Here is a 19,332-nt window from a genome sequence, read left to right as displayed (position 1 = left end):
CCAGAGCCCGCCACAGCTCACCGGAGAGCCCTTCCCAGGCGCAGGGGGATTCCCATGCCCGTCACGGTCGTACGGTTCAACCTCGTCGCGCCCGGCGCGGGCCCCGCCGAACTCGGTGCCCGCTACCGGGCGGCCCTGGAGATGGCCGCGTACGCCGACACCCACGGCGTGACGACAGTCCAGACCGAGGAGCACCACGGGGCCGTCAACAACTGGCTGCCCTCGCCGTTCACCTTCGCGGGCGCGGTGCTCGGAGCGACCCGGCGGATCTCGGTCACCGTCTCGGCGGCCATCGGCCCGCTGCACGACCCGCTGCGGCTCGCCGAGGACATCGCCGTCCTCGACCTGGTCAGCGGCGGACGGCTGGTGACGGTCGCCGGGCTCGGGTACCGGCCCGAGGAGTACGCGCAGTTCGGGGTGGCGTGGGCGCGGCGCGGACGGCTCCAGGACGAGGTGCTGGAGACGCTGCTGAAGGCGTGGACCGGGGAGGAGTTCACGTACCGGGGGCGTACGGTCCGGGTCACCCCGCGTCCGTTCACCGAGCCGCATCCGCCGCTGCTGGTCGGCGGCTCGTCCCGGGCCGCCGCGCGCCGGGCCGCCCGCCTCGGACTGCCGTTCTTCCCGAGCGCGCACCTGCCCGGGCTGGAGGCGTACTACAAGGAGCGGCTGGCCGAGTACGGCACCGAGGGCTGGACGCTGATGCCGGGCGCCGAGACCCCGCTCCTGCACGTGGCCGAGGACCCGGACGAGGCGTGGGCGCGCTATGGCGAGCACTTCCTCCACGAGGCCCGGACGTACGCCGCCTGGCAGTCGGACGGGGTGCGCTCGGCGGTGCGGTCGACGGCCGGGACGGTCGGGGAACTGCGCGCCGAGGGGGTGTACCGGATCGTGACGCCGGACGAGTGCGTGGCGCAGGGGCTCGACAGCCTGGTGCTGCACCCGCTCGTGGGCGGGATGCCGGTGGAGGAGGGCTGGCGGGGACTGCGGCTGTTCTGCGAGGGGGTGCTGCCGCGGTTGCGGACCTGATCCGGGGGCCCGGCCCGGCCCGGACCCGGCCGGGGGGTGGCTCAGCCCATCTCCTCCAGCGCCTTGCCCTTCGTCTCCTTCACGAAGAGCAGGACGAACGGGATGGAGAGCAGGGCGAAGCAGGCGTAGATGATGTACGTCGCGGAGAGGTTCCAGTCGGCCAGGGACGGGAAGCTCGCGGTGATGGCCCAGTTGGCGAGCCACTGGGCGGAGGCGGCCACGCCCAGCGCGGCGGCGCGGAGCTTGTTGGGGAACATCTCGCCGAGGAAGACCCAGACGACGACACCCCAGGACAGGGCGAAGAAGAGCACGAAGAAGTGGGCGGCGACCAGGGCGATCCAGCCCTGGGTGGCGGGGAGCTTGCCGTCGACCAGGGGGTAGGAGAACGCCCACGCCTCCAGGGAGAGGCCGATGACCATGCCGACCGAGCCGATGAGCGCGAGCGGTTTACGGCCGATGCGGTCGACGAAGATCATGGCGATCACGGTGCCGATGATGTTCACGATCGACGTGGTGAAGGAGTAGAGGAAGGACTCCGTCGGGTCGACCCCGACCGACTGCCACAGCGTCGCGGAGTAGTAGAAGGCCACGTTGATGCCGACGAACTGCTGGAACACCGACAGGCCGATGCCGATCCAGACGATCCGCTGGAAGAGGAAGGAGCCGCCGAGCAGGTCCTTGAAGGTGGACTTGTGCTCGCGTCGCATCGCCGTCTCGATCTCCGCGACCCGGGCGTCGAGGTCGGCGTGTTCGCCCTCCACCTCGGCGAGGACCTGGCGGGCGCGGGCGCGTTTGCCGACCGAGAGCAGATAGCGCGGGGACTCGGGGATGGTGAAGGAGAGCATGCCGTACAGGACGGCCGGGATCACCATCACACCGAGCATCACCTGCCACACCTCCAGCCCGAGCAGCTTGCCGCGCTGGTCGCCGCCGGCGGCGTTGAGCAGCCCCCAGTTGACGAGCTGGGAGACCGCGATGCCTACGACGATGGCGGCCTGCTGGAAGGAGCCGAGCCGGCCGCGGTAGGCGGGCGGGGAGACCTCGGCGATGTAGGCGGGGCCGATCACCGAGGCCATGCCGATGGCGAAGCCGCCCACGATCCGCCAGAACGCGAGGTCGTACAGGGCGAAGGGCAGCGCGGACCCGATGGCGCTGATGGTGAAGAGCACGGAGGCGATCTGCATACAGCGGATACGGCCGATGCGGTCGGCGATCCGGCCGGCGGTCGCGGCGCCGATCGCACAGCCGATCAGGGCGATCGCGATGACCTGCGCCAGGGCCGCGGAGCCGATGTTGTACCGGTCCCGGATCGCCTCCACGGCTCCGTTGATCACGGAGCTGTCGTAGCCGAAGAGGAAGCCGCCCATCGCCGCCGCCGCGGTGATGAAGATGACATGCCCGAGGTGATCGGGGTGAGCCGATCCGGCTCCTGGCTGCGATGCCTTCGCTTCGCTGGTCACGTATCACTCCTCGGCGGCCCGGTGGTGCCAGTGGTGGTTCCAGTGGCGCACAGGTCCACGCCGCTCACCACCTGAAGGCGTCCGGGTACCCTCGGTCGCCGGTTTCATGGCGGCGAGGCCGTGAGCGGTCCGGATCGGGGCCCGGAAGCGGGAAGGCGGCGGGTCCCGGAAGCGGGAAGGCGGCGGGTCCCGGAAGCGGGAAGACGGCGGGTCCCGGAAGCGGGAAAAGCGGCGGGTCCCGGAAGCCGGGAAGACGGCGGGTCCCGGAAGCCGGGAAGACGGCGGGTGTCTAGCGCAGTCGCTGGCTGATGACCTTCGAGACGCCGTCGCCCTGCATGGAGACGCCGTACAGCGCGTCGGCGACCTCCATGGTCCGCTTCTGGTGGGTGATGACGATCAGCTGGGAGGCTTCCTGCAACTCCTGCATGATCCGGATGAGGCGCTGGAGGTTGGTGTCGTCGAGAGCGGCCTCGACCTCGTCCATGACGTAGAACGGGCTGGGCCGGGCCTTGAAGATCGACACGAGCATCGCGACCGCGGTCAGTGAGCGTTCGCCGCCGGACAGCAGGGAGAGCCGCTTGACCTTCTTGCCGGGCGGGCGGGCCTCGACGTCGATGCCGGTGGTGAGCATGTTGTCGGGATCGGTCAGGACCAGCCGGCCCTCGCCGCCGGGGAAGAGCCGGCTGAAGACACCCTCGAACTGGCGGGCCGTGTCCCGGTACGCCTCGGTGAAGACCTGCTCGACCCGTTCGTCCACCTCCTTGACCACCTGGAGGAGGTCGGCGCGTGTCTTCTTGAGGTCTTCGAGCTGCTCGCTGAGGAACTTATGGCGTTCCTCCAGTGCGGCGAACTCCTCCAGGGCGAGCGGGTTCACCTTGCCGAGCTGCTGGTAGGCGCGCTCGGCCGCCTTGAGCCGCTTCTCCTGGTCGCCCCGGACGAAGGGCCTGGGCCGGTTGCGGGGATGCTCGGGGTCCTCGGGGAGCACCTCGCCCTCGGCGGGCGGGGAGGGCGGTACGAGCTGGTGGGGGCCGTACTCCTCGGCGAGGCCGGCCGGCTCGACGCCCAGTTCCTCCAGCGCCTTGGTCTCCAGTTGCTCGATCCGCAGCCGCTTCTCGGCGCCGAGCACCTCGCCCCGGTGCACCGAGTCGGTCAGCTTGTCCAGCTCGGCCTTGAGGTCCCGGCCCTCGCCCCGGGCGGCGGTCAGCTCCTGCTCGCGGAGGGCCTTGGCGGCCTCGGCGGCGGCCCGCTCCTGCTCCGCGCGGGCGAGGGAGACCTCGACGTGGGCGAGCAGCTGGCGGGCGCCGGAGGCCACGGCGTCGGCGACCCGGGCCTCGTGGCGCAGCCGGGCGCGGCGCTGTTCGGCCCGGGCGCGGGCCTCGCGTTCGGCGCGGGCGGCGCGGTCGAGCGAGTCGGCGCGTCCGGCCAGCCCCTTCACCCGTTCCTCGTGCGTACGGACCTGGAGGCGGGCCTCCATCTCGGTCTGCCGGGCGTTGGCGCCGTCGGCGGCGAGGCGGTCGCGGGCGGAGGTGTCGGGCTCCTCCTCGAACGGCATCTCCTCGGCGACGGCGAGGCGTTCGGCGAGTTCCTCGACCTCCTGGAGGGCCTTGTCGAGGGCGTCCTGGGCGCGGGCGGCGGCGGCCGTGCTGCGTTCGGCCTCGCCCGCCGCGCCCCGGGCCTGGCCGGCGAGCCGGCCGAGCTGCTGGGCCACGGACGACTTCTCCCGGTCGGCGGCCCGGCGCCGCTCGCCCAGTTCCTCGACCAGGCGGGCGGCCTGTGCGCGTCCTTCGGTGGCGGTGGTCTGGGCGTCGGTGAGTTCCTCGCAGCGGACGGCCAGCTCGGCGAGTTCGGCGGTGGCCTCGTCCACGGACGCCTGGACCTCCAGCAGGCTGGGGGCGCCGGCGGAGCCGCCGTGGGCGAAGTGGGCGCCGAGGAGGTCGCCTTCGGCGGTGACGGCGGTGAGGTCGGGGCGGCGGTAGACGAGGGCCTCGGCGTCTTCGAGGGTGTCGACCACGACGATGCCGTGCAGGAGGCGGTGGACGGCGGGCATGAGGTCGGAGGGGGCTCGGACCAGCGCGGCGGCGGGTGTCGGTTCGGGGGGTGAGGTGGGGTGAGGGGTGGAGCGGGGAGTGGGGTGAGGGGTGGGGTGGGGTCCCGGGTGTGGTTCCGGGTGGGGTTCGGGTGCGGTGTCGTCGGGGCTGGGGTGGGTGGGGGTCGGTGCTCCGGACAGGAGCAGGGCGGCGCGGCCTCCGTCCTGTTTGCGGAGGAGGCGGATGGCGTCGGCGGCCGAGGACGGGGTCGCCACGGCGATGGCGTCGGCGGCGGTGCCGAAGGCGGCGGCCAGGGGGATCTCGTAGCCCGGGGTGACGGTGAGGAGTTCCGCCGCGGGGCCGAGGATGCCGGTGAGGCGGTCGCGGGCCTCCAGCAGAGTGCCGGTACCGTCCTTGCGGCGCAGGCCGAGGGCGAGGGCGTCCCGGCGGGCCCGGGTGGCGGCGCGGCTGCGTTCGGCGCCGGTGAGGGCCTCGCGGGCGGCGGTCAGGGCGGCCTCGGTCGCGGCGAGCCGCTCCTTCGCGGTGGCGTGGGCCTCGGCGAGTTCGGCGTCGCCCGCGTCGAGGCCGTCGACCTCGGCCTGGAGCGCCTCGTACTCCTCCTGCGCGGTGACCGCGCGTTCCCGCGCCTCGTCGCGGGCGGCGGCGAGGCGGTCGATCTCGGCCTGGGCGGAAGCGGCGCGGGAGCGGGCCGCGTTGACCTGGCCGCCGAGCCGGGCGAGGCCCTCGCGGCGGTCGGCGATGGCGCGGGCGGCGTCCTTGAGGCGCCGTTCCTCCGCCGTCAGCTCGCGCTCCAGTTCGGCGCGGTGGGTGACGGTGTCGTCCAGGGCGCGCTGGGCCGCTTCGAGGGCGGCCTCCAGTTCGGCCTCCTGCTCGCGGACCCGGGCGGCCTCGCGCTCCATGTCCTCGGGGTCCCGGCCGCGCCGCTCCTCGGGCGGGGCGGAGGTGGCGCTCTTGACGCGGGCCTCGGCGAGGGAGACGGTGCCGCGGACCCGTTCGGCGAGCTGGGAGAGTTCGTACCAGGTCTGCTGGGCGCGCTGGAGGCGCGGGGTGAGGCGGCGGACCTCGTCCTCCAGGTGGGCCTCGCGCTGGAGGGCCTTCTTCAGCTCCTGCTCGGCGGCGTCCTTGCGGTCCTTGAGGGCGGCCTCGTCGGCGACCTCGGCCCTGAGCGCCTCGCGCAGGGTCACCAGATCGTGGGCGAGCAGCCGGAGCCGGGCGTCGCGCAGGTCGGCCTGGATGACGGCGGCGCGGCGGGCGACGGCGGCCTGCCGGCCGAGGGGCTTGAGCTGGCGGCGCAGTTCGTCGGTGAGGTCCTGCACACGCGCCAGGTTGGCCTGCATCGCGTCGAGCTTGCGCAGCGCCTTCTCTTTGCGTTTGCGGTGCTTGAGGACTCCGGCCGCCTCCTCGATGAAGGCGCGGCGGCCCATCGGGTCGGCGTGGAGGACGGAGTCGAGCTGACCCTGGCCGACGATGACATGCATTTCGCGGCCGATACCGGAGTCGGAGAGGAGTTCCTGGATGTCCAGGAGCCGGCAGGTGTCACCGTTGATCTGATATTCGCTGCCGCCGTTGCGGAACATGATCCGCGTGATGGTGACCTCGGCGTATTCGATGGGGAGGGCGCCGTCGGAATTGTCGATGGTCAGCGACACCTCGGCCCGGCCGAGCGGCGGGCGGCCGGTGGTGCCGGCGAAGATGACGTCCTCCATCTTGCCGCCGCGCAGGGACTTGGCGCCCTGCTCCCCCATGACCCAGCTCAGGGCGTCCACGACATTGGACTTGCCCGAGCCGTTCGGTCCGACGACGCAGGTGATGCCCGGCTCGAACCGGAGCGTGGTCGCCGAGGCGAACGACTTGAAGCCGCGGAGGGTCAGGGCCTTGAGGTGCACGCCGCTGGACTCTACCTTCCGGGGTTGTCTCACTCCACGAACCCACGGTTTCGCCATTGAACGCGCAGGGCACACCAGACGTTAAGAGACTGAAAGGATGCGCGGGGGAAAGAAAGAAGGGACGCCGAAGCGTCCCTTGCGACTTCTGGACAACTGAGCGGTTGTAGCGGTGATACGGGCAGCCCAGCCAACCACTGCGTGTGTCGTGTTGTGGTGCGATGCAGCGATCAGGTGAGCGCAGGCTCCGCCTGGTGTGCGTCGATGCTCTCCATGATCCTGTCGTGGTGAGAAGCGGCAGCGGCCAGCGTGTCGTTCTCCGCCTGGATCCGTACGAGCTCGGATTCCAGGTCCTGCACACGCTGCTGGAGCCGTCGCATCTCGGCGAGGAGTCGAGGGTCGGAGCCGCCGACGTAACCGAGAAGCGCCTTTGCCATTGGAATGGTCCTCCACACTGAGTGACCGACCGAATCGGTGTGGGTCGTGAGGGAATCGCACCCGCGGTGCTTGGCACTTTCTCCTGCGTGCTGTGCCGTTCTGCCATGCCAAACAGCTGAGGTGCGCGGGGCTTTCAGCGTCTCACCAAAAAGTTTGACGGTCAACACGATCACGCCCCGTATTGGCGGGCGACCCGGGGGCACGCGGCCGGGAACGGCGGCGTCGCGACTCCATCAGGCGCTCAGGGCGTGGCGATCATCTTTGCGCGCGGAGCCGGTCACGGCAAGGGCTTCTCGGCAATCACCAGGCATTTCCTCCCCCGGCGGCCGTTCCCGGGGCGCCCCGGGGAGGTCGTGCGGGTCCGCGGGGTCCGGCGTGATCAGCGGATCGCGAAGCCGTCGTAGCCACCGCGCGGTGTGTCCCAGATCTCTGTCACCCCGTCCACGCGGCCGGGCGTGTCGCCGGCCCGCAGCCAGTCGAGCAGCCCTTCGCACCCCGGGCGCGGCCCTTCGGCGACCACCTGCACCCGGCCGTCCCCCAAATTGAGAGCAAAACCACTCAGGCTCCCGATCTCCAGCGCCTTGGCCCGGGTGAACCAGCGGAAACCCACACCTTGGACCTGTCCCCGCACCCAGACGACCAGCCGCACACTCTCGTTCATGGGGGCAACCTAACCGGGCGAAGTCGCTCGGGGCACTTCCTCTCCCCGCACCATGCGGTACCGTCCCGACCCAGTGATTCTCATATGAAAATCACTCGATCGAGTGAATCGCGTTGATCACGAAGGACGAGTCGGCCGGAAAGCCGATGTCCCGGGGCGGACGACGCGCAGGACCAGTCGGCGTGAAGGACGGGTCGACCGCACGCACGAGGGAAGGCCAGCACATGGGACGCCACCGACGCTCCGCCGCCGGACGCGCCGCCGGGGGCCGCGCCACGGAGGGCACCGCACCGGGCACCCCACCCGGTTCCGGCCCGGGTACCGGCGCCCCCGGCCCGTCGGGGTCCGGCAAGGGCGGGCGCCCGGCCCGCGGGATCGCGCCCTACCTCAACCCGGAGGCGTACGCCGAGACCACGGCACGTAGCGAGGCGTACCTCTACGCCACCGACGACGCCCCCTCCCGTGCCGCCGAGCCCGGCACCGGCACCGGCCGCGCCTCCGGTGCGGGCGGGCACCGCGGTGCCGGGAAGCGCGTCTCCCGACCGGTGCGCACCGGGCTGCTCGGCGTCTCCGCCGCGGTCGCCCTCGGCGCGGTCGCGGTCGCCACCGGCGTGGTGCCCGGCGCCGGGAAGTACACGCTCGGCGGCGACACCGGCAACCGGATCGAGGCCGCCGAGACCCCCACCGGCTCGCCCAGCGCCCAGGGCGGCACCTCCGGCAGCGCCCACGGCCGCGGCCCCGGCTCCACCGGCCGCGACGACGGCCGCGCCGCGGCTCCCGCCCCCTCCCCCGGCTCCCCCTCGGCCGGGCCCGGCACCACGCCGGAGACGACCCCGGGCGGGGCTCCGGGGAAGACACCTGGCAAGACCCCGGGGAAGTCGCCGGGCAAACCGTCGGGAAGCACTCCGGGGAACCCTCCCGGGAGCACCACGGGCAGCACTCCGGGGAACCCTCCGGGGAAGAGGTCGCCGGAGCCGAAGGCTCCCGGGCAGCAGGCGCCCGGGACGCGGACGCCGTCCACCACCCCGTCGAAGAAGCCGGGCACCGCTCCGTCGCCCTCGCGTACGGCGACCAAGGCGCCGCCGCGGCCCTCCGCCCCGGGGGGCGTCTCCCGCGAGGCCGCCGCTGCCGCCGAGGTGCTGCGTCTGGTCAACGTGGAGCGGGCCAAGGCCGGCTGCACCCCGGTCGCCGCGAACAGCGCGCTGTCCGGCCTCGCCCAGTCCTTCAGCGAGTCGATGGCCGCCCGCGGCTTCTTCGACCACACCGACCCGGACGGCGCCACCCCCTGGGACCGCGCCGAGAAGGCCGGGATCAGCGGCCTGGGCGGCGAGAACATAGCCCGCGGGCAGGGCGACGCCGCCGCCGTCATGGATGCCTGGATGAACAGCGCCGGTCATCGCGCCAACATCCTGAACTGCGACTTCACCACCCTGGGCGTCGGCGTCCAGTTCGGCTCGGGCGGCCCGTGGTGGACGCAGAACTTCGGGTACTGAACTTCGGGTACTGAACTTCGGGTACCAGGGCCTGGCGCGTGGGTCCTGTGGCGGGGTTACGGCCTGGCGCGTGGGGGCCGCTGGCAGTTCGGGCAGTAGTAGCTCGACCGGTTCATCCACGCGCGGCGGCGCATCGGTGTCCCGCACCGCCTGCACGGCAGCCCTTCGCGGCCGTACGCGTCGAGCGAGCGGTCGAAGTAGCCGGACTCCCCGTTGACGTTGACGTAGAGGCTGTCGAAGCTGGTGCCGCCGACGGCCAGGGCCTCGTTCATCACGTCCCGGACGTGGCCGAGGAGTTCGGTGGTGCGCGGGCGGGTGAAGCCGGCCGTCGGGCGCTCGTAGTGGAGGCGGGAGCGCCACAGGGCCTCGTCCGCGTAGATGTTGCCGACGCCGCTGATCAGCGACTGGTCCAGCAGGGCCCGCTTGACGGTGGTGCGCTTACGGCGCAGCGCCTGGTGGAACGCCTCGTCGTCGAAGAGCGGGTCGAGGGGATCGCGGGCGATGTGCGCGATGACGTCGGGCAGCCCGTGCGGGCCGGTGTCGTGCAGGGAGAGCCCGCCGAAGGTCCGCTGGTCCACGAAGCGCAGCTCGGTGTCGACGGCGTCGGCGAACCGCACCCTGATCCGCAGATGCTTCTCGTCGGGCGTCGCGTGCGGCTGGACCAGCAGTTGCCCGCTCATCCCGAGGTGGGCGAGGACCGCCTGGTGGGTGTCCTCCAGCGGCAGCCACAGATACTTGCCGCGCCGGGCGGGGACGCCGAGGCGCTGCCCCTTGAGGCGGTGCGCGAAGTCGTCGGGCCCGGCCGGATGGCGTCGTACGGCACGCGGGTGGCGCACCTCGGTGTCGGCGACGGTGCGATGGGCGACCCAGCGCTCCAGACCACGTCGTACGACCTCGACCTCGGGCAGCTCGGGCATCGGATCCCCTCGGTGGGACGGCTCGGGCCGGCCGGCCCGGGATCTGACGGACCGAGCGCCCGCTCCGGTGACGGGGCGGGCGCTCGGCGGTGCGACATCGTCGCGGAAGGATCGGACGGTGCCCGACGGGGGAGAACTGAGGCGGCTCAGCCGGAGGCGGGCGGTTCGGCGGCACCGTCGGACGGGTCAGACCCGACCGTCATATCTGTCGCCTCTGTCACACCGGACACGGCGGGCACATCTGGCATGCCAGGCATGCCTGTCGTGCCTGTCACGTCGGTCGCGTCCGCCGCCTCGGAAGCCTGCTCGGCCTCCACGGCCCGCTTGGCGTCCGCCGCCTGCTGCACCCGCTCCGCCGCTTGCTCGGCCTGCGCCGCCGCGTGCTCGGCCTGCGCCGCCTTGGCGCGCTCGTCCGCGGCGGCCCGGATGGCCCGCCAGGCGGACTCGGCGGCCTGCTGCTCCGCCTCCTTCTTGCTGCGGCCGGTGCCGGTGCCGTACGAGACGCCTCCGACGCGGGCGGCAGCAGTGAAGGTCTTCTCGTGGTCGGGGCCGGTCTCCGTGACCAGGTACTCGGGGACACCGAGCCCTTCGGTCGCGGTCAGCTCCTGGAGGGATGTCTTCCAGTCCAGGCCGGCTCCGAGGTTGGAGGACTTCTCGATCAGCGGGTCGAAGAGCCGGTGCACCAGCTCGGCCGCCGAGTCGAGGCCCTGGTCGAGATAGACCGCGCCGATCACCGCTTCCAGGGTGTCGGCGAGGATGGATGCCTTGTCCCGTCCGCCCGTGCCCTCTTCACCGCGGCCGAGCCGGATGAAGGCGCCCAGGTCGAGACCGCGACCGACTCCCGCCAGCGCACGCGAGTTGACCACCGCGGCCCGCAACTTGGCCAGTTGGCCCTCGGGCAGGTCGGGGTGGGTGCGGTACAGCGTGTCCGTGACGACGAGGCCGAGCACGGAGTCCCCGAGGAACTCCAGGCGCTCGTTCGTCGGCAGACCGCCGTTCTCGTACGCGTAGGAGCGGTGGGTCAGCGCGCGCACCAGAAGGGCGGACTCCAGCTGATAGCCGAGCCGCCCTTCCAGAAGTGCGTGGGACGAGGCCGTGTTGTCCGCCGATTTCCGGGCCTGTGGGTCCGGGTGGGCGTCTTCCGCCTTCTTTGGCGTGGACACAGTGCCTGTCACCAGCCGCTCAGACCTCGAGAACCTGGCGCTTGTTGTAGGTGCCGCACGAAGGGCACGCGATGTGCTGCTGCTTGGGCTCGTGGCAGCGCTCACACGCAACCAGGGTGGGGACCGCAGCCTTCCACTGCGACCGGCGGTGGCGCGTGTTGCTGCGCGACATCTTCCGCTTCGGAACAGCCACGGCTACTACTCCTGCTTCTCGTCGACGCGTGCTGATCGAGGCGCGTCGCCGCTCATCTTGTCCTGATCGCCGGCTTCGAGTGAATCGGCGAGTCCCTGCAATGCCGCCCAACGGATGTCGGCGGCGTCGTGGTGGTGGTCCGGGTCGTCCGCCAGCCGCGCCCCGCACTCGGAGCACAGGCCCGGGCAGTCGTCCTGGCACACCGGCTGCATCGGCAGTGCGAGCACCACCGCATCACGCAGCACGGTCTCAAGGTCGAACAGTCCGTCCTCAAGACGAAGCCGGTCCTCGTCGGCCTCGGCGTCGTCGCCCGGTTCCGCGATCACACGGCCCCGGTCGTCGGCGTCAGGGTACGAGAACAGCTCCTGGAAGTCCGCGACGAGCTCCTGCTCCAGCGGCTCCAGACACCTTACGCACTCCCCCTCGGCCCGCGCACGGGCGGTGCCCGTGACGAGCACCCCTTCCATGACGGACTCCAGACGGAGCTCGAGCTCCACCGGGGCGCCTTCCGGCACTCCGATGACACCCTTGAGACCGAGGTCCTTCGGGGCGTCGACCGTACGGGTCAGGCGCTGTAGCGCACCGGGCCGCCGGCCCAGCTCGTGCGTGTCGAACACGAGGGGGTTGCGGTGGTCGAGGCGGGCGTTCAGGGCCATTCCTGCTTTCGATCTGCTGAGCTGTTCCGGGGACGCCGCCCGTCGGTGGTGCGGGCAGCGCTGATCGCGGGCTTACACGCGACCGAAGAGCCAGGATACTGGACCTTTCCCGCATGGCCCAATCCGGTCCCCCGGCTCGGGGGCCGGACCCGGGGTCGGACCCCCGGTTCCGGTTGCGGTCACAGGCCGCGGCCCTGCTCGTACGCCCGTAGCTGCTCGGCACTGATCATGCTGGTGTCGAAGAGGCTGGTCTCGTCCAGCGCGTAGCCCTGCGGGGGCTGTTGCTGGGGCTGCTGCGGGGTCTGTTGCTGGGCCTGGGCGTGGTTGTTCGGGTCGTAGGCGGGCTGGGCCGGCTGCTGCGGGTCGTAGCCCGGGTAGGCCGCCGCGTAGGGGTCGGCCTGCTGGTAGCCGTAGGGATCCTGCTGGGGGTCGTAGCCCTGCTGCGGGTAGCCGCCGTACGGGTCGGGCTGCTGGGCGTACGCGGCGTAGGCCGGCTCGGCCGCGGGGGGCGGGAGCGGCGGCTGGGGCGCGACGGGCGGCTCGGCGGGTGGCGGGGTGGTCCGGGCGGCGGGGCGTCCGGCCGGGGCGTCGGCGATGGCCGCGAGACCGGCGAGGTAGTCGGCGTCGCTGGAGTGCTGGACGGTCGTGAGGTCGTCGGCGAGGGCGCCGAGGTCGTCGGAGGCGATCCGGCCGTGCAGTTTCTGCCGGCCGCGGCCGACGGCCTCCAGGGTCTTGGCGAGGACCGCCTCGAAGGCGCCGAGCTTGATGTCGACGTACTGGTCGGCGGTGCGGCGCAGGGTCTCCGGGTCGTGGCTGCGCTCGGGGGCGTCCTCGTCCTGGTAGCCCTGTTCGTCCAGGCCGGGGCCGGTGCCGAGGAGTTTCTCCCGGCCGCGGCCGACGGAGCCGAGGGTCTTGGTGAGGACGACCTCGAAGTTGGCGAGCTTGGAGTCCACGTAGTCGTCGGCCTCCGCGCGGACCTCCTCGGCCTCCTGGCGGGCTTCGGCGAGGATCCGGTCGGCCTCCGCCTGGGAGCGGCGGGCGACCTCGGTGTCGGAGATCAGCGAGCCGCGCTCGGCGTGGGCGCCCTGGATGATCCGCTCGGCCTCCTGGCGGGCCTGCTCGACCATCTGCTCCCGGCCGCCGATCAGCTCGCGGGCCTCGGCGAGGGAGCCCGGCAGCGCCCCGCGCACCTCCTCCAGCAGGGAGAGCACCTCCGCGCGGTTGACCACGCACGAGGCGGACATGGGCATCGACCGGGCACCGGAGACCGCGGCGACGATCTCGTCGAGCTTCTTCTGCACGTCCACCGTGTGCTCGCCACTCTCTACTGCTGCGTTGAAGACGGACGGAACGACTGTACGGCCAGGCGGCTGCCGGGGGACACCGGTTGCGGAGTTGCCCGACACACGAGCGCCCGCGCGTGCCCCCTCCGGGGCGGGTACCGGAGGGGTAGTACGGGGCGGCCCCCGACGGATCCCCGGCACCTGGCCGGCCCGGGGCGGGGCCAGGCGGGGCCGGGGCGGGGCCAGGCGGGCCCGGGGGCAGGTCCGGCGCAGAGCCCGGCGGAGCCCGGACAAGTCCAGGACGGGTTCCCAGCGGGTCCGGGTGGTACCCCCGGCAAGTCCGGACAGGTCCGAGGCGGGCCCCGGCGGGTCCAGACGGATTCTGGAAGGGTTCGCGGCGGGCCCCCGGGCGGGTCCAGGCGAACCCGAAGCAGGTCCCCGGCGGGCCCGGACGGGTTCTAGGCGGGCCATGGCGGATCCCGGACAGGTCCGAGGCGTGCCCCAGCGGGTCCCGGACGGGGTAGGGGCGGATCCCGGCGGATCCTGGACAGGTCCAGGCGGGTCCGGGCGGCTCGCGGACAGATCCAGGACGAGTCCCGGCGGGGCCCGGGGCGGGCGCAGAGCAGGCCCCGGCGGGCCGGGCGGGTCTAGGCGGACCCAGGGCAGGTCCGGGGCAGGCCCCCGGTGGATCCGGACAGGTCCAGGACGTGTCCCGAAACGGGCCCGGGGGGACCCAGCAGGCGAGTCACGGCGCTCGGGGCGCCCCTCGGGCGGATCCCCGACGGGTCTGGGACGGGCCCGACGGATCGCCGGCCTCCGGGGACCGAAGGCGCAGCCGGGGCAGGTACCCGGCAGGCCCGGACGAGTCCGAGGCGGGTACCCGCCGGATCCCGGACAGGCCACCGGCAGGTACGGGGTAGATCCCAGAGAGGCCCAGGACGCCCCCGGCGGGACCGGGGGCTGGGGGGCCGGGGGTCCGGGGCGGGGACCCTGGTGAATCCGGGCGAATCCCTGGCGGATCCAGGACGGGTCCCCGGCGAATCCAGGCGAGGTCCGAGGCGGGTTCGAGGCGGGTTCGAGGCGGGTTCGAGGCGGATCCCCGGACGGATCCACGACAGCGCCCGCGCTCCGGGCGGGCCCGGCGAATCCTCGGATCCCCGGCGGGTCCAGGCGGACCCGGAGCAGCCCCGGCGGACCCCGAGCAGGCGGGCGGGCCCCGGCGGATCCCCGGCCATCCGGGACCCAGGGCGGGCCTCGGCGGCTCCAAGGCGAGCCCGGCGGGGCGGGCTCGACGCCGCGGGCTCGACGGGTGCGGGTGGTTCCGGGCGGGTCCGGGCGACGCCGAGCTGGCCGGTCAGTCCCTGCGCAGGCGCTCGGAGAGGGCTTCGAGGACCAGTGGTGGGACCAGGTGCGAGACGTCCCCGCCCCAGGTCGCCACTTCCTTGACCAGGGAGGAGGAGAGGAAGGAGTAGGTGGGGTTGGTCGGCACGAAGAGGGTCTCTACGCCGGAGAGGCCGTTGTTCATCTGGGCCATCTGGAGTTCGTAGTCGAAGTCGCTGACCGCGCGCAGGCCCTTCACGATGGCCGGGATGTCGCGCTGCTTGCAGAAGTCGACCAGCAGGCCGTGGAAAGCCTCCACGCGTACGTTCGCGTACTCGCTGGTGACCTGGCGGATCAGGTCGATCCGCTCGTCGATCTCGAACAGGCCCCTCTTCGACTTGTTGATCATCACCGCGACGTAGACCTCGTCATAGAGACGGGACGCGCGGGCGATGATGTCGAGGTGCCCGTTGGTGATGGGGTCGAACGACCCGGGACAGACGGCGCGGCGCACTTGTGATCCCTCGCTCTCCGGTCCGGTCATCGTGCGTCTTCGCACTGAGAAGCGGCGCGTTCGCACATAGGAGCGGCGCGACCGTACCAAAAGGTTCCTTCGCCGTAGCGACGGGACCGAAGGGCTTCAAAACCGTCCGGCCACCGGAAATCCCCGCCTCTGGTGCTGCGCTCAACGGTGACGAGGGCATCCCGTGCGAGCCACCCCTCGGCACGGAGTGTGAGCAGGATCTCCCGAAGATCGTGATCTGTGACCACGTAGGGCGGGTCGAGGAACACGATGTCGTACGGCTCCGCCGGGGCCGACCGGATGATCTGCTCCGCCTTGCCGGTCCTGACCTCGGCGCCGGGCAGGGCGAGAGCGCGGACGTTCTCCCGGATCGTGCGGGCGGCGCGGGCGTCGGCCTCCACGAGCAGGGTGTGGGACGCCCCTCGGGACAGGGCCTCCAGGCCGACGGCGCCGGACCCGGCGTAGAGGTCCAGGACCCGTTCGCCGTCCAGGGGGCCGCCCTGGAGGGACCGCCAGGTGGAGAGCAGGCCCTCGCGCGCGCGGTCGGACGTGGGGCGGGTGCCGGTGCCCGGCGGCACGGCCAGGCGGCGTCCGCCGGCGGCGCCGGCGATCACGCGGGTCATGTGGGGGTCCTCGGTGAGGTCGGAGGCGGGGCGGACGGGGTGCGGTGCGGGGCGGACGGGGTGCGGTGCGGTCGAGGGTGCTCGGGTCCGTGGGTAGGTGCCGTCGGGACCGCTCGGTCCGTGGGAGGCTGCTTCAGGTCCAGTGTGGCCGGTCGCGTGGATCCCCGCGCCTCTGGGGTGGGTGTCCAGGTCCTCCTCAGCCCTTCTCCAGGTACTGCTCCCGCTCCTCGTCCAGCAGGGCGTCCAGGGCTGTTCTCAGGCCGGGGAGGGTCTTGAGGTCGGGGTCGGAGGCGACCAGGCGGGTGGCCTCCTCGCGGGCCTCGGCGATGATCTCCTCGTCCTCGATGACGGCGAGGACGCGCAGGCTGGAGCGGGCGCCCGACTGGGCCTGGCCGAGGACATCGCCCTCGCGGCGCTGTTCGAGGTCGATCCGGGAGAGCGCGAAGCCGTCGAGGGTCCCGGCCACGGCGTTGAGCCGCTGGCGGGCGGGGCTCGCCTCAGGCATCTCGGTGACCAGCAGGCAGAGTCCGGGCGCCGTACCCCGGCCGACCCGGCCGCGCAGCTGGTGGAGCTGGGAGACACCGAAGCGGTCGGCGTCCATGATCACCATGGCGGTGGCGTTGGGGACGTTGACACCGACCTCGATGACGGTGGTGGCGACCAGGACATCCGTCTCCCCGGCGGTGAAGCGGCGCATCACCGCGTCCTTGTCGTCGGGCTGCATCCGGCCGTGCAGCACCTCCACGCGGAGCCCCGAGAGCGGGCCCTTCGCCAGGTGGTCGGCGACATCGAGCACCGCGAGCGGGAGGCGTTTGTCGGCGTCGCCCTCCGGTGGCTTCTGGGCGTCCTCCTGGGGGCGGCTTTTCGTTCCGCCGCCCTTCCCCGCGCCGGGCTTCTTCTTCGGGTCGTCCTCCTCGTCGCCGATGCGGGGGCAGACGACGTACGCCTGATGGCCGTTGGACACCTCCTCGCGCACCCGCTCCCAGGCACGGGACAGGAAGTGGGGTTTGTCGGCGGCCGGGACGACATGGCTGGCGATGGGCGAGCGGCCGGCCGGGAGCTGGTCCAGGACGGAGGTCTCCAGGTCGCCGAAGACGGTCATCGCGACGGTGCGCGGGATGGGCGTGGCCGTCATGACCAGCAGATGCGGGGGCTGTTTGCCCTTGCCGCGCAGGGCGTCGCGCTGCTCGACGCCGAAGCGGTGCTGTTCGTCCACGACGACCAGGCCGAGGTCGTGGAAGCGCACCTTGTCCTCGATCAGCGCGTGGGTGCCGATGACGACGCCCGCCTCGCCGGTGGCCAGGTCGAGCAGGGCGGGCCGGCGGGCCGCGGCGCCCATGGACCCGGTGAGCAGCACCACCTTGGTGGCGTGTTCGGCCCCGCCGAGCATCCCGCCCTCGGCCAACTCGCCCATCATCTCCACGATCGAGCGGTAGTGCTGCTGGGCCAGTACCTCGGTGGGGGCGAGCAGGGCAGCCTGTCCGCCGGAGTCGACGACGGCGAGCATGGCGCGCAGGGCGACCATGGTGTTGTGCGTCACCGTGAAGTGGTCGGTGACGTAGGCGTGGTCGGGGTGGGCGACGCTGATGCACTGGGCGGGTTTGCGGCCCACGTACTCGACGGCCAGGATCCCGCGTCGGAAGGTGCCGTCCCCGGGCGGCGCCACCGGGTGCCCGGCCGGGTGGGCGAGGCGGAACGGGGGGTGTTCGTCGGGCAGCGCCGCCGCTACGTGGAACGCCTCCCCCTCGGGCTGCACGCGGGCCCATCCGCCCAGGGAGCGCACCAGCCAGGCGGTGTCCTCGGCGAGGGCCGGCGAGGTCGGGCGGAGCGAGACGCCGGATCCGTCGGCGGCCACGGTGCCGTCGGTGTCCATCAGCCCTTGCAGCAGGGCGAGTCGGTTCTTGATCGAGGTGTGCTTGAACGCCTCGGGCACGAACCCGCCGTGCGGTGTCACCTCCCACAGGTCCCTCTCCCGCAGGGTGCGGATCACCGGATCCACGGGGCCGGGAAGGTCTTCCGCGTGCCGGGCCAGGCGGTCGCGCACCGAGCCGTCGCCGCCGAGGAGGAGCCCCATCAGGTAGGGGTCGAGCGGCAGCCCGGAGTCCCCGCCGAGGTCGACCGGGGTGGCGGTGGGGAGGTACCACTTCGGGGTCCCGTCCGCCGCGTGGGTGTCCCGGCGGATCTCGCGGGTGGTCATGACCTTCGGGGCCTGGCCGAGCCGCCATCCGCGGCGGCTGCCGACGATCCAGAGGTGGTCGTCGTCGCACTCGACGCGGCTGCCGTCGGACAGGACCAGACGCCAGATCTCCCGCTCGCCCTGCGGGAAGACTCCGTCGATCGTCGCGGTCTCCCCGTTGGGCACGATCACCTCGTCGCCCGCCCGGAGGTCGCCCATGCGGTGGAAGCCGGTAGGGGTCAGCACGAGGGAGTCGAGCGGCTGGGCCTTGCCCGAGCCCACCTCGCCCTGGAGGAGCCGGTGCATGGGGTGGTCCGTGGCCAGGTCGGTGAAGATCTCGGCGGAGACCTTCCGCTGGCCCTCGGTGAGGGTGAAGGGGAGACGGGCGTCGAAGGTGGTGAGGAGCCCGTCGGGCGCGGGCCTGCGGGGAACGGCGGGCAGCTGGGCGTCGGTGTGGCGGCGGCGGGCGAGGGCGACCTGGAGGACGAACGCCTCGTCCCACTTCAGCCGGGCGCGGGCGTCGGCGACATCGGCCTGGGTGTGCGGGCGGTGGATCTTGAGGAGGGCCTCCGGGAGGGAGACCAGACCGCGGCCCTCGCGCAGGGAGTCGGGCAGCGGGTCGACGGCCTCCTGGGCGTGCGGCAGGACCGTCTGGAGGGCCTTGCCGATCTTCCAGGACTCCAGCTTGGCCGTGGCCGGGTAGATCGGGATGAGGGCGCCCGCCCAGGTCTCGACGGATTCCTCGGCGTCGCCGTAGAGCAGTTCGTAGGCCGGGTGGGCGAGTTGGAGACGGCGGTTGAAGACGGAGACCTTGCCCGCGAACATCGCGCGGGTGCCCGGCAGGAGGTCCTTGTGGGGTTTGTGGACGCCGTTGCCGAAGAAGACGAGCTGGAGCCGGCCGCTGCCGTCGGTGATGGTCACCTCCAGACGCTGGCCCTTGCCGCGCGGCGCCCGGGCGGAGGCGAAGGTGTGCAGCCGGGCGTCGGCGACCTGGGCGACCACGGTGACGTGCTCGTCCATGGGGAGGTCGGCGAGGTGGGTGAGCTGGCCGCGCTCCTCGTATCTGCGCGGATAGTGGTGCAGGAGGTCGCCCACCGAGTGCAGGCCGAGATGCTCGGCCATCACCTTCGCGGTGGCGGGGCCGAGCACCTTCTTCAGTGGTTCTTCCAACGCGGGCACGAGATCCATTGCACACCACGCCACTGACATTGCCGTATACATACCGGGAAACCCCTGGTCAGACGGCTCGTTCGGGCCCTAGGATGGCGCGCCCCGGCCTCCCCAGGGTCGGCTGCCCGCCCCTTCCGACGCTTCTCCGCACCGCCCGGCACGCCCCGTCACCCGGCACTTCCCGGCACTTCCCGGTACCTCTCCGCAGCTTCCTGTCCTTCCCGTCCGTTCCGCGGTCACCAGCTCAGCCGGGGCCGCCCGACCCCGCGCCGCCGCCCCACCCCCCACCGGCGCAGCGA

Annotated in this window: 13 protein-coding genes and 1 pseudogene; 2 read left to right on the top strand and 12 right to left on the bottom strand. The window is 72.6% G+C overall.

The window, feature by feature from the left end:
• The first annotated feature begins 54 nt into the window (after positions 1-54).
• Positions 55-1,026 carry an LLM class flavin-dependent oxidoreductase gene (locus ACIQNG_RS24100; protein WP_401487669.1) on the top strand — a complete coding sequence of 324 codons (972 nt, stop codon included), beginning with the start codon at positions 55-57 and terminating at the stop codon, positions 1,024-1,026.
• 41 nt (positions 1,027-1,067) lie between these two features.
• Here the strand turns inward: ACIQNG_RS24100 and ACIQNG_RS24095 are convergent, their stop codons facing one another.
• The 4 genes from ACIQNG_RS24095 to ACIQNG_RS24080 form a co-directional block, all read right to left on the bottom strand.
• Positions 1,068-2,486, bottom strand: a complete 1,419-nt coding sequence (locus tag ACIQNG_RS24095) for a sugar porter family MFS transporter (protein ID WP_401432475.1) — start codon at positions 2,484-2,486, stop codon at positions 1,068-1,070.
• 289 nt (positions 2,487-2,775) lie between these two features.
• Positions 2,776-6,420 carry an AAA family ATPase gene (locus tag ACIQNG_RS24090; protein WP_401487667.1) on the bottom strand — a complete coding sequence of 1,215 codons (3,645 nt, stop codon included), beginning with the start codon at positions 6,418-6,420 and terminating at the stop codon, positions 2,776-2,778.
• A 227-nt stretch (positions 6,421-6,647) separates the two neighbouring features.
• Positions 6,648-6,854 carry a hypothetical protein gene (locus tag ACIQNG_RS24085; RefSeq protein ID WP_401432470.1) on the bottom strand — a complete coding sequence of 69 codons (207 nt, stop codon included), beginning with the start codon at positions 6,852-6,854 and terminating at the stop codon, positions 6,648-6,650.
• A gap of 380 nt (positions 6,855-7,234) precedes the next feature.
• A complete protein-coding gene (locus ACIQNG_RS24080) occupies positions 7,235-7,516 on the bottom strand; it encodes an acylphosphatase (protein ID WP_401432467.1) in 282 nt (93 codons plus the stop codon).
• Positions 7,517-7,740: 224 nt separating this feature from the next.
• On the opposite strand from ACIQNG_RS24080, the gene ACIQNG_RS24075 reads away from it, so the two are divergent.
• Entirely contained in the window at positions 7,741-9,009 is a 1,269-nt protein-coding gene (locus ACIQNG_RS24075; RefSeq protein ID WP_401487664.1) for a CAP domain-containing protein, read from the top strand.
• A gap of 56 nt (positions 9,010-9,065) precedes the next feature.
• Here ACIQNG_RS24075 and mutM read toward each other — a convergent pair whose 3' ends face one another.
• From mutM to ACIQNG_RS24035, 8 genes and pseudogenes are all read right to left on the bottom strand, one after another.
• Positions 9,066-9,926, bottom strand: coding sequence for a bifunctional DNA-formamidopyrimidine glycosylase/DNA-(apurinic or apyrimidinic site) lyase (gene mutM / locus ACIQNG_RS24070; protein ID WP_401487663.1), 861 nt, complete (start codon positions 9,924-9,926; stop codon positions 9,066-9,068).
• A 353-nt stretch (positions 9,927-10,279) separates the two neighbouring features.
• Positions 10,280-11,089 (bottom strand): annotated as a pseudogene (gene rnc / locus ACIQNG_RS24065) (ribonuclease III); the annotation flags it as partial.
• Positions 11,090-11,108: 19 nt separating this feature from the next.
• A complete protein-coding gene (rpmF, locus tag ACIQNG_RS24060) occupies positions 11,109-11,282 on the bottom strand; it encodes a 50S ribosomal protein L32 (protein WP_003951102.1) in 174 nt (57 codons plus the stop codon).
• A 5-nt stretch (positions 11,283-11,287) separates the two neighbouring features.
• A complete protein-coding gene (locus ACIQNG_RS24055) occupies positions 11,288-11,938 on the bottom strand; it encodes a YceD family protein (RefSeq protein WP_401432459.1) in 651 nt (216 codons plus the stop codon).
• Between the two features lie 179 nt (positions 11,939-12,117).
• A complete protein-coding gene (locus ACIQNG_RS24050; RefSeq protein ID WP_401487662.1) occupies positions 12,118-13,245 on the bottom strand; it encodes an ATP synthase F0 subunit B in 1,128 nt (375 codons plus the stop codon).
• Between the two features lie 1,330 nt (positions 13,246-14,575).
• Positions 14,576-15,055, bottom strand: a complete 480-nt coding sequence (coaD, locus tag ACIQNG_RS24045) for a pantetheine-phosphate adenylyltransferase (protein ID WP_401432837.1) — start codon at positions 15,053-15,055, stop codon at positions 14,576-14,578.
• 26 nt (positions 15,056-15,081) lie between these two features.
• Positions 15,082-15,687, bottom strand: coding sequence for a 16S rRNA (guanine(966)-N(2))-methyltransferase RsmD (gene rsmD, locus ACIQNG_RS24040; protein WP_401487660.1), 606 nt, complete (start codon positions 15,685-15,687; stop codon positions 15,082-15,084).
• A gap of 196 nt (positions 15,688-15,883) precedes the next feature.
• Positions 15,884-19,051 carry a helicase-related protein gene (locus tag ACIQNG_RS24035; RefSeq protein WP_401487658.1) on the bottom strand — a complete coding sequence of 1,056 codons (3,168 nt, stop codon included), beginning with the start codon at positions 19,049-19,051 and terminating at the stop codon, positions 15,884-15,886.
• Between the last annotated feature and the right edge of the window lie 281 nt (positions 19,052-19,332).

The organism is Streptomyces sp. NPDC091377, assembly GCF_044757045.1.
GTDB lineage: Bacteria > Actinomycetota > Actinomycetes > Streptomycetales > Streptomycetaceae > Streptomyces.
Note: the sequence above shows the minus strand (reverse complement) of the source record. Positions and strands in the feature narration are given on the sequence as shown.

Excerpts from the sequence above, each read along its gene's own strand:
- ACIQNG_RS24100 (WP_401487669.1), top strand. The coding sequence starts at position 55 with ATGCCCGTCACGGTCGTACGGTTCAACCTCGTCGCGCCCGGCGCGGGC.
- ACIQNG_RS24085 (WP_401432470.1), bottom strand. The coding sequence starts at position 6,854 with ATGGCAAAGGCGCTTCTCGGTTACGTCGGCGGCTCCGACCCTCGACTC.
- ACIQNG_RS24080 (WP_401432467.1), bottom strand. The coding sequence starts at position 7,516 with ATGAACGAGAGTGTGCGGCTGGTCGTCTGGGTGCGGGGACAGGTCCAA.
- ACIQNG_RS24075 (WP_401487664.1), top strand. The coding sequence starts at position 7,741 with ATGGGACGCCACCGACGCTCCGCCGCCGGACGCGCCGCCGGGGGCCGC.
- mutM (WP_401487663.1), bottom strand. The coding sequence starts at position 9,926 with ATGCCCGAGCTGCCCGAGGTCGAGGTCGTACGACGTGGTCTGGAGCGC.
- ACIQNG_RS24055 (WP_401432459.1), bottom strand. The coding sequence starts at position 11,938 with ATGGCCCTGAACGCCCGCCTCGACCACCGCAACCCCCTCGTGTTCGAC.
- rsmD (WP_401487660.1), bottom strand. The coding sequence starts at position 15,687 with ATGACCCGCGTGATCGCCGGCGCCGCCGGCGGACGCCGCCTGGCCGTG.
- ACIQNG_RS24035 (WP_401487658.1), bottom strand. The coding sequence starts at position 19,051 with ATGGATCTCGTGCCCGCGTTGGAAGAACCACTGAAGAAGGTGCTCGGC.